We start from the raw sequence: 12,855 nt of genomic DNA, 5'->3' as shown, positions 1-12,855 counted from the left end.
GCCCACCACACTCCGCCCGTCGCCCGTCGCCCGTCGCCCGTCGCCCGCCCCCGCCCCCGCACCCTCCAACCGTCGCCTGTCGCCTGTCGCCCGCCCCCACCGCCCGTCGCCCACCGCCCGTCGCCCTCCGGTCACCACCCTCCGGAATCGCCCCACCACCCTCCGTCCACCGGTCCTCCGGGGATGCGTCGGTCGTGGTGGTGAGGGTGGGCGCTGAATGCATTCAGCGGAGCGCCTGGCATTGATCGCCTGTCGTCGATGACGACCGCGTAACAGGTTGGAAACCCGGCGGGACGTCGGCGTCGGCGGGTCCGCCGTCCGGTCGCAGCCCGGGGGTGGTGGGCGGGCCGCCGTCGCCGTGCTCACCACGGAAACGAGCCCGCGTCGGCCCGGCGGGCGGGACGCCGATGGGTGGACAAGTCGGAGACGCCCGTTACGAGACCGTGACGTCCGGATTTCCGAGGGGGTGTTGACGGGGGCGATGTGAGCGCTAACACTACCCCGAAAGGTGACAGGTGGTCCCCGCAGTCGGCGGGAGTTCCGGAGAGGAGAAACCTGTGCGCAGGAAATTCCTGGTCGCGCTCGGCGGCGCGGCACTGGCGTTCAGCCTTGCCGCATGCAGCGGCGGGGGAGCGGGTAGCGGGGGCGACAGCAGCGACAAGAAGCCCGCCGATCTGACCATCGGCGTCTCCATGCCGACCCAGACCTCGGAGCGGTGGATCGCCGACGGCAAGGCGGTGAAGGAGAAGCTGGAGGCCAAGGGCTACAAGGTCGACCTCCAGTACGCCGGTGACGACATCCCGACCCAGTCCCAGCAGGTCGACCAGATGATCACGCAGGGCGCGGACGTCCTGATCATCGCGGCGATCGACGGCACCGCGCTCAGCGGCCAGCTGGACGCCGCCGCAGCGGCGAAGATCCCGGTCATCTCCTACGACCGGCTGCTGCTGGGCAACAAGAACGTCGACTTCTACGTCAGCTTCGACAACTACAAGGTCGGCGTCGCCCAGGCGACCGCCCTGCTGGTCGGCCTCGGCCTGCAGACCAAGGACGGTGGCAAGGGCACCGCCACCGGCCCGTTCAACGTCGAGCTGTTCGCCGGCTCGCTGGACGACAACAACACCCAGTACTTCTGGGGCGGGGCGATGGACACCCTCAAGCCGTTCATGGAGAACGGCACGCTGAAGGTCAAGTCCGGCCAGACCCGCATCGAGCAGGCGGCGATCCTGCGCTGGCAGCAGGAGACCGCCCAGAAGCGGATGGAGGACCTGCTGACCTCCGGCTACAACGACGGCACCGTGGTCAACGGGGTGCTGTCGCCGTACGACGGGATCTCCCGGGGCATCATCACCGCCCTGCAGAACGCCGGCTACGGCAAGGGCGCCAAGAAGCTCCCCGTGGTGACCGGCCAGGACGCCGAGATCGCCTCGGTCAAGCTGATCAACGACGGGGTGCAGAGCTCCACCGTCTTCAAGGACACCCGGCTGCTCGCCGAGCAGGCCGTCATCGCGGCGGAGGCGTTCCTGCAGGACAAGCAGCCGCAGGCGAACGACACCACGACCTACAACAACAAGATCAAGGTCGTCCCGGCGTACCTGCTGCCGATCGAGACCGTCTACAAGGACGACATCACCAAGGTGCTCGTCGACTCCGGTTACTGGTCGGCCGAAGAGGTCGCCGCCGGTCAGGCCAAGAAGTAAACCGGTCGTCGGGCGCGGCGGTGACCGACCGCCGCGCCCGGCGCATCGCAAGCCCGCCTCAGGCTTCGACGATCAGGACGCTGACCATGGACGACACCATCCTCGAGATGCGACGCATCACGAAGACCTTCCCCGGGGTGACCGCGCTGGCGGACGTCTCCCTCGCGGTGCGCCGGGGGGAGATCCACGCCATCTGCGGCGAGAACGGCGCCGGCAAGTCCACCCTGATGAAGGTGCTCTCCGGGGTGCACCCGACCGGGTCGTACGACGGCGAGATCGTGCTGGACGGCAAACCGATGAACTTCCGCGGCATCCGCGACAGCGAGTCCCACGGCGTCGTCATCATCCACCAGGAACTCGCCCTGGTGCCCTACCTCTCGATCGCCGAGAACATCTTCCTCGGCAACGAGCGGCGCGGACCGGGCGGCCTCATCGACTGGAACCGGGCCAACGCCGAGGCCGCCGAACTGCTCGCCTCGGTGGGCCTGTACGAGAACCCGGTCACCCCGGTCATCCAGCTCGGCGTCGGCAAGCAGCAGCTGGTCGAGATCGCCAAGGCGCTGTCCAAGAAGGTCCGGCTGCTCATCCTGGACGAGCCGACCGCCGCGCTCAACGACATCGACTCGGCGCACCTGCTCGACCTGCTGCGCCGGCTGCGCGACCAGGGCATCACCAGCATCCTGATCTCGCACAAGCTCAACGAGGTCACCGCGATCGCCGACGCGACCACCGTCATCCGCGACGGACGCACCGTGGAGACCCTCTCCCTGGCCTCCGGGGAGGTCACCCAGGAGCGGATCATCCGCGGCATGGTCGGCCGGGACCTGGACAGCTTCTATCCCGACCGGGTCTCGTCGCCGGGGGAGGAGGTGCTGCGCATCGAGAACTGGAGCGTGCGGCACCCCACCCAGGACCGGCTCGTCGTCGACGACGCCAGCCTGGACGTCCGTGCCGGCGAGGTGGTCGGCATCGCCGGGCTGATGGGCGCCGGTCGTACCGAGTTGGCGATGAGCCTCTTCGGCCGGACGTACGGCCGGGACATCCGGGGTCGGCTGTTCGTGCGCGGCCGGGAGGTCCGGGCGCGCACCGTCGCGGAGGCCATCGAGCACGGCATCGCCTATGTCACCGAGGACCGCAAGCGCTTCGGCCTCAACCTCATCGACGACGTGCGGCACAACGTCTCCGCCGCCGCCCTGGGCCGGCTCGCCCGCCTCGGTTGGGTCAACGGCAACGAGGAGATCAAGGTCGCCGAGCAGAGCCGGCGGGACATGAACATCAAGACGACCAGCGTGATGGCCGTGGTGGGCAAGCTCTCCGGTGGCAACCAGCAGAAGGTCGTGCTGTCGAAGTGGCTGTTCACCAATCCGGACGTGCTGATCCTCGACGAGCCGACCCGGGGAATCGACGTCGGGGCGAAGTTCGAGATCTACACGATCGTCAACCGGCTCGTCGCCGAGGGTAAGGCGGTGATCCTGATCTCCTCGGAGCTGCCGGAGCTGCTCGGCATGTGCGACCGCATCTACACCCTCGCCGCCGGCCGGATCACCGGCCAGGTGCCGGTGGCCGAGGCGACCCAGGAGAACCTCATGGATCTGATGACGAAGGACAAGGAGCGCGTGGGATGACCAGCGTCAAGACCTCATCGCCGCCGTCCCCGCCGCCGGCCGACAAGAGTCCGGGCGTCGCCCTGCACGCCGGCACCAGCGACCTGCGTGCGCTGGTCATGAACAACCTGCGGCAGAGCGGCATCTACGTCGCGCTCGTCGTCATCGTCGGGTTCTTCGCCGTGCTCACCGACGGGGTGTCGCTGAGCCCCGGCAACATCACCAACATCGTCCTGCAGTACTCCTACATCCTGGTGCTGGCGATCGGCATGGTGATCATCATCATCGGCGGGCACATCGACCTGTCGGTGGGCTCGGTGGTCGCCCTCACCGGGGCGGTCTCCGCCGTGCTGGTCATCCGGGAGGGCTTCCCGTGGTGGGTCGGCATCCTGGCCGCGGTGGCGGTGGGCGTCGCGGTCGGCGCGTGGCACGGCTTCTGGGTGGCGTACGCCGGCATCCCGGCCTTCATCGTGACGCTCGCCGGCATGCTGCTGTTCCGCGGCCTGACCCTGCGGGTGCTGGACAACATCTCGCTCTCCCCGTTCCCCGCCGACTACCAGCAGGTCGCGGCCGGCTTCCTCAACGGGCTGCTCGGCGGGGACGGCTTCGACGCCTTCACCCTGCTGATCGGCGCCGTCGCGGTGGCCGGGTACGCGGTGAGCGGCTTCCGGACCCGGGTGGCCCGGGTCCGCTACCAGCAGCCGGTGGAGTCGTTCCCGCTGTTCGTCGCCCGGGTGGTGCTGGTGGGCGCGGTCATCATGTACTTCGCCTGGCAGTTGGCGCACGCCCGGGGCCTGCCGATCGTGCTGATCATCCTGGCCGCGCTGGTGCTGGTCTACGGCCTGCTCACCCGGCGTACCGTCTTCGGTCGGCAGGTCTACGCGATCGGCGGCAACCTCTCGGCGGCGACCCTCTCCGGGGTCAAGGTGCGGACGGTCAACTTCTGGATGTTCGTCAACATGGGCTTCCTGGCGGCGGTGGCCGGGGTGATCTACTCCTCGCGCTCCAACGGCGCGCAGCCCGCCGCGGGCAACATGTTCGAGCTCGACGCGATCGCCGCCGCGTTCATCGGTGGCGCGGCGGTCACCGGTGGGGTCGGCACCGTGATGGGTGCCGTGGTCGGTGGTCTGATCATGGCGGTGATGAGCAACGGGATGCAGCTCATGGGCGTCGACCAGTCCATCCAGTCGGTGGTCAAGGGCCTGGTGCTGCTCGTCGCCGTGGCCTTCGACGTCTACAACAAGCGGCGTGCCGGTGCCTCCCGCTGACCGGTGACGCGGCACCCGCCCGCGTCGTACCCCTTCGCCCGGACGCCCCGGGCCGCGTCGGACCGTTCCGACCCGGCCCGGGGCGTCGGCATTTGCGCCCGTCGATCGTGTCAACGCTGTTTCAGCTTGACGAGCATCATGTTATCGCTCACAGTCTATGGATAGCTGAAGCCGTTCCCGCAGCGGCTGGTCGGCATCCCCGACCTGTCGCTGTACCGCGTCGTGCGCCATCGCGGACGCGCCGCCGAGTGAACGTTGACATCGGCAGGCTTCGAACAATGCGACGACGGTGGCCCCGGGCCGGACCCGGGGCCACCGTCGATCGACCGTTGGTGAGGGAGGGTCATGGTAGCCATGGGAGAGGTGCCGATCGCGGTCCGGCGACGGCGCGGCTGGTGGTCACGGGTCGTCGCCGCCCTGCTGACGCTGCTGGTCGGCGGTGGTCTCGTCGTGGTCCAGTCGACCGGCGCGGCGGCGGCGACGGTGGACACCACCGCCTGGTACGTGCTGGTCAACCGCAACAGCGGCAAGGCGCTGGACGTGTACAACTTCGCCACCAACGACGGCGCCCGGATCACCCAGTGGACCCGCGGCGACGGCACCAACCAGCAGTGGCAGTTCGTCGACTCCGGCGGCGGCTACTACCGGTTGAAGTCCCGGCTGTCGGGCAAGGTCCTCGACGTCTACAACCTCTCCACCGCCGACGGCGCGGCGATCGTGCAGTGGACCGACGGCAACGGCACCAACCAGCAGTTCCGGCTCGCCGACTCGGCCGACGGCTACGTCCGGCTGCTCAACCGCAACAGCGGCAAGGCGGTCGAGGTGCAGAACGCCTCCACCGCCGACGGCGGCAACATCGTCCAGTACTCCGACTGGGGTGGCACCAACCAGCAGTGGCAGCTCGTCCGCGTCGACGGCGGCAGCACCCCGACCACGCCGCCACCCACCACGCCACCGGCGAGCGGCTCGTTCACCAACCCGGTGGTGTGGCAGGACTTCGCCGACGTCGACATCATCCGGGTCGGCGACGCGTTCTACCTGTCCGCCTCGACCATGCACTACTCGCCGGGCGCCCCGATCCTGCGCTCCTACGACCTGGTCAACTGGGAGTTCGCCGGGCACTCGGTGCCCAAGCTCGACTTCGGCGCGAAGTATGACATGTCCGGCGGGCGGGCGTACGTCAACGGGATCTGGGCGTCGACGCTGAACTACCGCCCGAGCAACCGCACCTACTACTGGGCCGGCTGCATCGACTTCGCCAAGACCTACATCTACACCGCCGCCGCCGTCGACGGGGCCTGGAACCAGCACTCCACCATCAACAAGTGCTACTACGACGCCGGCATGCTGGTCGACGACAACGACACCATGTACGTCGCCTACGGCAACAGCCAGATCAGCGTCGCGCAGCTGTCCGCCGACGGCAAGAGCGAGGTCCGCAGCCAGCAGGTCTTCTCCACCCCGTCGAGCGTGGGCACCCTGGAGGGGGCCCGGTTCTACAAGCGCAACGGCAGCTACTACATCTGGCTCACCCGGCCGGCCAACGGCCAGTACGTGCTGAAGTCGTCGAGCCCGTTCGGCCCGTACGAGATGCGGCAGGTGCTGCTCAACATGCCCGGCCCGATCTCCGGCGGCGGCGTGCCGCACCAGGGCGGTCTGGTGCAGACCCCGGCCGGCCAGTGGTACTACATGTCCTTCGTGGACGCCTACCCCGGTGGGCGGGTGCCGGCGCTGGCCCCGATCACCTGGACCGCCGACGGCTGGCCGCAGATCCAGACGGTCAACGGCGGCTGGGGCACGTCGTACCCGAACCCGCTGCCGACCCGACCGGTCAAGCCGCTGACCGGCACCGACACCTTCTCCGGCAGCACCCTCGGCCCGCAGTGGGAGTGGAACCACAACCCGGACAACACCAAGTGGTCGGTGAACAACGGCCTGCGTCTGCAGACCGCCACCGTCACCAACGACCTCTACAGCGCCCGCAACACGGTGACCCACCGGATCCAGGGGCCGACCTCCACCGCCACCGTCGAACTCGACTACTCGGCGCTGCGCGACGGCGACCGGACCGGGCTGGCGGTGCTGCGCAACTCGTCGGCCTGGATCGGCGTCCGCCGGGACAACGGCGCCACCCGGGTGTCGATGACCAACAACCTCACCATGGACGGCAGTTGGCGGACCACCAACACCGGCACGGAGATCGCCTCCGCCCCGGTCAGCGGGGGACGCATCTGGCTACGGGCCACCGCCGACATCCGTCCCGGCTCCGGCCGGCAGGCCCGGTTCTCGTACAGCACCGACGGGGTCAACTTCACCGCGCTGGGCAACGCGCTGACCCTCGACAGCAACTGGCAGTTCTTCATGGGCTACCGGTTCGCCCTGTTCAACCACGCCACCCAGGCCCTCGGCGGCACCAGCACGATCCGTCAGTTCCAGCTCAGCACCCCCTGACCCGACCCGGGTCACGGCAGCGGGGCAACCGGGCCGCCCGTACCGTCGGCACCGCTGTGCGGGCCGGTCGGTGCGGGCGGCCCGGCCACGTCGGTGGCGGTCCGGGACCGCCACCGGCCGGCACGCACACGACGGGGCCGCCCCCGCACAGGGGCGGCCCCGTCCGTTGCACCGCCGGTCCCGCACCGTCTCGCCAGCGGTGCGGGACCGGCGGTGGTCCCTACTGGTTGGCGACGAGCCGCCAGCGGTTGTCCGCGCTGCCGTTGTCGGAGTCCTGTACGGCCTGCGCACCCTGCGCGGTCGAGCCGTTGAGGATGCCGAGCAGCTTCCCGCTGTTGACGTTGCGGATCTTGTAGGTGCCGTCGCCCTGGTTGAGCAGGGTCCACCGGTGGTCGGCGGTGCCGTTGTCCGCCCACTGCAGGACGCGGGCGTTGTCGGCGGTGGACATGTTCTCCACGCCGAGGACCTTGCCGCTGTTGACGTTGCGGAACCGGACGGCGTCGCCGTCGGTCACCACCACCCAGTTGTGGTCGGCGGTGCCGGTGTCGCCCCACTGCAGGGCCAGCCCGCCGTCGGCGGTGGACATGTTCTGGATGCCGAGGACCAGGCCGCTGCCCACGTTGACGATCCGCGTGCTGCCGCCGCCGGTGCTGCCCCCGCTGGTGCTCCAGTAGACCGTGTAGTTGAAGCCGTGGGCGTCGTAGAACGGTCCGAGGTTGACCGTGGAGCCGTTCGCGGTGGCGGTGAACGCCAGGGTGCTGGTGCTCGTCCGGGTCACCGACGAGGCGTTCAACGACGGCAGGGCGCTCAGGCCGGTGTTGCCGTAGTTGCCCGCCAGCACCGCCGGGCCGTACGTGAGGGCCGCGACGTTGGCGTTGTCGTTGCTCGGCTGCACGACGACCTTCATCGGCAGCCGTACGGTGACGGTGTCGCCGGCCGCCCAGGTGCGGGTGACCGTGGCGTAGCTGCCGGGGTTGGTGGCGACGCTCTGCGTCTCGCCGTTGACGGCGATCGTCGCGCCGGTGGCCCAGGCCGGGATGCGGACCCGGATGCTCCACGAGCCGCTCATCGACCCGGAGAGGGTGAGCGTGCTGGTGTCGCTCGCCGGGTAGCTGGTGCTCTGGGTGACCGTGATCCCGCGCTGCGACCAGGTCAGCACCGACGCAACGAACAGGTTCACCGTCAGCGTGGTGTCGTTGTAGAAGTAGATCGAGTCCATCAGCTTGGTGTTGGCCTCGATGCCGGTGCCCTGGCAGCACCAGAACGAGTTGTAGTCGGTGCTGAAGGTGCCGCCTCCCCAGGCCGGCCCGACGCCCCGTCGGCCACCCGGCTTGAGCGGGGTGAAGTAGGTGACGTGGCCGTGCCCGTCGGCCGGGTTCTGCGCGCCGACGACATGGTTGAGCAGGGCACGCTCGTAGAAGTCGAAGTACGCGACCCGGTTCGGGTCGAGCAGCCACAGCTCCCGGGTCAGCTTGAGCATGTTGTGGGTGTTGCAGTGCTCGCAGGTGTCGTTGGTCAGGTACCCGGCGATCGCGTTCGGCGGCCGGAAGTGCTCGGCCTGGCTGTTGCCGCCGATGACGTAGGTGTGCGCGTTGACGGTCATGTTCCACGCGTTGCTGGCGATGTCCCGGTAGCGCGTGGTGCCGGTCGCCTTGAACTCCCGCGCCGCGCCGATCCACTTGGGCACCTGGGTGTTGGCGTGCTTGCCGTTGAGCTGGTCGGAGTTGCTGGCGAGCGGGTTGAACACGCCCGCATGGTCGAACCGCTGGGCGACGGTCAGCCAGCGCCCGTCGCCGGTGTGCTGGTAGATGTCGGTCAACGCCTCGTTCATGCCGCCGAACTCGGTCTCCAGCATCGACTGCATCTGGTTGTAGCTCAGCCGCGACGTGCGGGTGTCGACCCAGCCGGCCAGCGCCAGTAGCACCGAGCGGGCCTGCGTGTTGCCGATGTAGCGCCACACGTCGAGCAGCCCCATGAGGGTCTTGTGGATGCAGTAGTAGGGCACGTTGCCGTTGGACAGCGTGCGGGCCTCCAGGGCCGAGAAGTCCGACTCCGGGAAGCCGGACAGGTAACCGGCGGTGAATCCGGCCGCCCCGTTGTTGGCCTGGCACTTCGCCAGCTCGGCCACCATGTAGTTGGCCTTGTCCCGGCAGGTGGTGTCGCCGAGCACCGCGTACGCCTGCGCCCAGGCGGTGAGGAAGTGGCCCTGCATGTGGGTGCGGAACGGGAAGGACGGCGCGTCCCAGCCCCCGTTGGTCGCGGCCCCGTTGGTGCCCAGCCGGTGGTTGGCCCGGAAGTTGTAGAGCATCCGGTCGACGTCGACGAACCGCAGGTAGCTCAGCGTCCGGTTCTGGTTGTCCAGCAGCCGGCCGGCGGTCAGCCGGACCTGACCCAGTTCGAACGGGTACGCCGACACGCCCAGGTCGGCCCGGGCCGGGGGGACCACCAGCGCCGCGCTGGCCGGACCGGACCCGAGCAGGGTGCCACCTGCGGCGGAGGCGAGCGCGGTGGCGCCAGCGGCCTGGAGAAGTTGGCGTCGGTTGAGGGACGGAAAGGACATGGAAACCTCCAGCGGACCGGATCACGGGGCGAGCCGTCCGGGTGGGTCGTACGGACGGTGGTGTCGGTGGTGGGGTGCCGGCCCGCCCCGGTGGGGTGGAGCGGGCCGGCGCGGCCGTCAGCCGCGTGACGCGGTCACGCGGGGGTGCAGGTCAGGTCGGTCGGTGGCTGGTTGCTGCCGGTGGTCGAGCTGATGTAGCCGACGGTGGTGGAGCCACCCGCCCCGAGCTGCCCGTTGTAGGCGGCGTTGGCGACGGTCACCTGGTTGCCCTGCTGGGTCAGGGTGCCGTTCCACGCCTGGGCCACCGTCTGCCCGCTGGGGAGGGTGAACGACACCCGCCAGCCGGTGATCGGGGTGGACCCGTTGGTGATGGTCAGCTTGCCCTCGAAGCCGCCCTGCCAGGTGTTGACCACGGTGTTGGTGGCCGCGCAGGTCGTCCCGGAGGGGGTCGTCGGAGCCGGCGTCGTCGGGGCCGGGGTCGTCGGGGTGGGGGTCGCGGTGGGCGTCGTGGTGGGCGTCACGGTCGGCGTGGGCGTCGGGGTGGTGCCGCTGCCGTTGAACTGCCACCAGTTGACGTTGAACAGGGTGCCGCTGCCGCCGGTGAACCGCAGGTACATGTCGTGGGTGCCGGTCGCGCCGGACACCGGGCAGGAGACGGTCTGCCAGTTCTGCCAGCCGCCGGTGACCGGCACGGAGCAGCTCGCCACCCGGGTGCCGGTGGTGCTGTCCAGCCGGACCTCGATGGTGCCGCCGCTGCCGGCCGAGGCCACCCGGGCGTTGAAGGACGTCGCACCGGTGCCGAAGCCGACCCCCTTGACCTTGATGTAGTCGCCGTTCTCGATGAAGCCGACGTTCATTCCGCCTTCACTGGACGCCTCGGTCTCGATGCCGGAGCCCCAGGCGATCGTCTCGGCCTCCTGCCGCACGTACGGGTTGAGCGTGCCGATCTGCGGTGCGCCGGTGCTGGTCATGTTGATCGTCGGGATGGTGCCGTTGGTGCCGTAGGTGAACTTCTCCACCGCGACCGACCGGGTGTAGCCGCCACCGCCGGGCAGCGCGCCGTTGTGGTAGAAGAAGTACGACCCGCCGTTGAAGTCGACGATCCCGGCGTGGTTGGTGAAGCTGCCGCCCTGGCGGGGCATGACCGTGCCCCGGTAGGTCCACGGCCCGGTGGGGCCGGGCGCCGTGGAGTAGCCGATGAACTCACTGCAGCACTCGGCGGCGAAGACGTTGTAGTAGGTCCCGTTGCGCTTGAAGACCCAGGGGCCCTCCTCGTAGAGGGTGGGTCGGGTGGCGTTGCCGTTGCGGGTGCCGTATCCGGCGGTGGTCAGCGGAATCTTGGTGACACTGCCGGAGTACGAGATCATGTCGGCGTTCAGCTTGACGTACCACAGGTTGGGGTTGCCCCAGTAGAGGTACGCCTGCCCGTCGTCGTCGATGAAGACGGTCGGGTCGATCTCGCCGTTGGCCGCCAGCGGGCGGCCGATGGCATCCCGGAACGGGCCGGTGGGGCTGTCGCTCACCGCCACCCCGATGGCCATCGAGTTGGTCGACTTCGCGGTCACCGGCACGTACCAGTAGAACTTGCCGTTGCGGGCGATGACCTGGCCCGCCCAGGCGTCCGCCTTCGCCCAGCTGAAGGTGCCGACGTTGAGCGGCGAGCCGTGGTCGGTCCAGTTGACCATGTCGGCGGAGGACCAGACCCGCCACTCCTTCATGGTGAACCAGGTCGAGCCGTCCTCGTCGTGGCCGGTGTAGAGGTACATCCGACCGTTGTGCACCAGCGGGGCCGGGTCGGCGGTGTAGATGTGCTGGACGATGGGGTTGTCGGCCTTGGCGGTGCCGGCCGGGAGCAGGGTCGAGACCAGGAGCAGGGCCGTCAACCAGGCGAAGGAGCGCCGCAGTCGGGTCAGCGGTGGCAGTGCGGGTTTCACCAGTACCTCCCAGTATGGGCGATGCGTGTCGTGGGGGGTCACGCCTCGGTGGCCTGCCCGGACTCCGCCGACGCCCGGCCGGTGAGCCGGTGCGGTCGGGATTCGTCCGGACTGCCCGCCGTGCGGGAACGCGGGTGTGGCGTCACGGTCGGCGATCGCGCTCCGGCCTGCCAGGGACGGCACCGCGGTCGGCGCGCGGTCGTGTCAGGACCCCACGGTGGCGGTGGACGACGTGCGCCGGGGGATCCGGGTGCGTCGAGGTGTCGATGCGACCCGGCGGCGTGCAGCGTCCACGGAGGTGCCCGGAGGTGTCCCACCGACGTCGCCCGTGCCCGCACTCCGCTCCGCCGCCCGGATCCCGGGGGTGGAGCGGGGGAGGCGTGCCCTTCGCTCCCGCGGCCGACGGTATCTTGTTATCGTTAACACCCGCAAGCCATTGACGTTCGTTGGTTACGCGGGCGTCATCGGGGTCCCTCCACGGGCCCGGTCCGCCAGGCGGGAGCGCCGGGTGATCCACCCGCCGCCGGGGGTCAGCGCACCAACCGCCCGGTGTCCGGTCCGCCGCGCCGGACCAGCCAGGCCTCGGTGATGTGGGTGACCATGGCCGCGGCGGCGCCGTCCGGGTCGTGGGCCGCGATGCGCTCGTAGATGCGCCGGTGTCCCCGGTTGGAGGCCACGCACAGCGCCCGCTCGAAGCGGCCCATGTAGCGGGCGGTGTTGACCACCTGGCTCTCCAGCGAACGCACCACGCCCCGGGCGATCCGGTTGCCGGACGCCTGCATGATCACGTCGTGGAACGCCCGGTCGTGCTCGTGGTAGGCGACCTGGTCGTCGACCAGCTCGTCCATCCGGTCGACCAGGGCACGCAGCCGGTCGACGGTGTCCTGGTCGGCCAGCCGGGCGGCGACGTTGGCCATGTCGGACTCCAGCACCCGCCGGGTGGCCACCAGGTCGTCGAGAATGGTCAGGCTGTCGTCCTCGGCGATGGTCGCGGAGAGCACGAGTTCGTCGAGCATGTCCCACATCGACGGTGGGGTGACGATGGTGCCACTGCCCTGGCGGACCTGCACCAGGCCCTTCTCCTGGAGGATCTTCACGGCCTCCCGGACGACCGTGCGGCTCACCGAGAACGCCTCGCACAGCGCCGGCTCGGGAGGCAGCGGGGCGCCGGGCGGGTGGACTCCGCGTACGATGCGTCCCACCAGTTCGGCGGTGACGGCGGTCGCGAGGTTGGCGGGTCGTCGTGCCCAGCTGGGGGGCGTTGCCGTGTTCAGGGTGATCTCCCGTGCCGTCATGTCCCCTCCAGTGGATTCCGCGGACCGCGCCACGACCTGCCTG

7 protein-coding genes are annotated in these 12,855 nt (G+C 69.7%); 4 read left to right on the top strand and 3 right to left on the bottom strand.

Annotated features, from left to right (window positions below; genetic code table 11):
* Window positions 1-557 precede the first annotated feature (557 nt).
* The 4 genes from chvE (at window position 558) to AB0B63_RS09800 (ending at window position 7,023) form a co-directional block, all read left to right on the top strand.
* A complete protein-coding gene (gene chvE, locus AB0B63_RS09815; protein WP_208566754.1) occupies window positions 558-1,700 on the top strand; it encodes a multiple monosaccharide ABC transporter substrate-binding protein in 1,143 nt (380 codons plus the stop codon).
* An 86-nt stretch (window positions 1,701-1,786) separates the two neighbouring features.
* On the top strand, window positions 1,787-3,325 hold the full coding sequence (mmsA, locus tag AB0B63_RS09810; RefSeq protein ID WP_208566753.1) for a multiple monosaccharide ABC transporter ATP-binding protein: 1,539 nt from the start codon (window positions 1,787-1,789) through the stop codon (window positions 3,323-3,325).
* A complete protein-coding gene (gene mmsB / locus AB0B63_RS09805) occupies window positions 3,322-4,572 on the top strand; it encodes a multiple monosaccharide ABC transporter permease (RefSeq protein ID WP_208566752.1) in 1,251 nt (416 codons plus the stop codon). The genes mmsA and mmsB overlap by 4 nt, the downstream gene beginning before the upstream one ends.
* Window positions 4,573-4,917: 345 nt before the next feature.
* The gene (locus AB0B63_RS09800; protein ID WP_208566751.1) at window positions 4,918-7,023 is read left to right on the top strand and encodes a family 43 glycosylhydrolase; all 2,106 of its coding nucleotides are present in this window, start codon (window positions 4,918-4,920) and stop codon (window positions 7,021-7,023) included.
* A gap of 220 nt (window positions 7,024-7,243) precedes the next feature.
* Here the strand turns inward: AB0B63_RS09800 and AB0B63_RS09795 are convergent, their stop codons facing one another.
* The 3 genes from AB0B63_RS09795 to AB0B63_RS09785 all read right to left on the bottom strand — a co-directional run bounded on the left by AB0B63_RS09795 (window position 7,244) and on the right by AB0B63_RS09785 (window position 12,812).
* Complete coding sequence (locus AB0B63_RS09795) at window positions 7,244-9,583, bottom strand: beta-L-arabinofuranosidase domain-containing protein (RefSeq protein ID WP_208566750.1); 2,340 nt, start codon at window positions 9,581-9,583, stop codon at window positions 7,244-7,246.
* 134 nt (window positions 9,584-9,717) lie between these two features.
* On the bottom strand, window positions 9,718-11,466 hold the full coding sequence (locus AB0B63_RS09790) for a family 43 glycosylhydrolase (RefSeq protein ID WP_357016546.1): 1,749 nt from the start codon (window positions 11,464-11,466) through the stop codon (window positions 9,718-9,720).
* A gap of 581 nt (window positions 11,467-12,047) precedes the next feature.
* Window positions 12,048-12,812: an FCD domain-containing protein gene (locus AB0B63_RS09785; protein WP_357016438.1), complete on the bottom strand. Its 765-nt coding sequence runs from the start codon at window positions 12,810-12,812 to the stop codon at window positions 12,048-12,050.
* Between the last annotated feature and the right edge of the window lie 43 nt (window positions 12,813-12,855).

Origin of the sequence: Micromonospora sp. NPDC049081, assembly GCF_040648835.1 — a bacterium.
Lineage (GTDB): Bacteria > Actinomycetota > Actinomycetes > Mycobacteriales > Micromonosporaceae > Micromonospora > Micromonospora antibiotica.
The sequence above is the reverse complement of the archived record's forward strand: the minus strand, read 5'-3'. Positions and strand labels throughout refer to the sequence as shown.

Coding starts and splice junctions, on each gene's coding strand:
- AB0B63_RS09785 (WP_357016438.1), bottom strand. CDS start 12,812: ATGACGGCACGGGAGATCACCCTGAACACGGCAACGCCCCCCAGCTGG.
- AB0B63_RS09800 (WP_208566751.1), top strand. CDS start 4,918: ATGGTAGCCATGGGAGAGGTGCCGATCGCGGTCCGGCGACGGCGCGGC.
- mmsB (WP_208566752.1), top strand. CDS start 3,322: ATGACCAGCGTCAAGACCTCATCGCCGCCGTCCCCGCCGCCGGCCGAC.
- AB0B63_RS09795 (WP_208566750.1), bottom strand. CDS start 9,583: ATGTCCTTTCCGTCCCTCAACCGACGCCAACTTCTCCAGGCCGCTGGC.
- mmsA (WP_208566753.1), top strand. CDS start 1,787: ATGGACGACACCATCCTCGAGATGCGACGCATCACGAAGACCTTCCCC.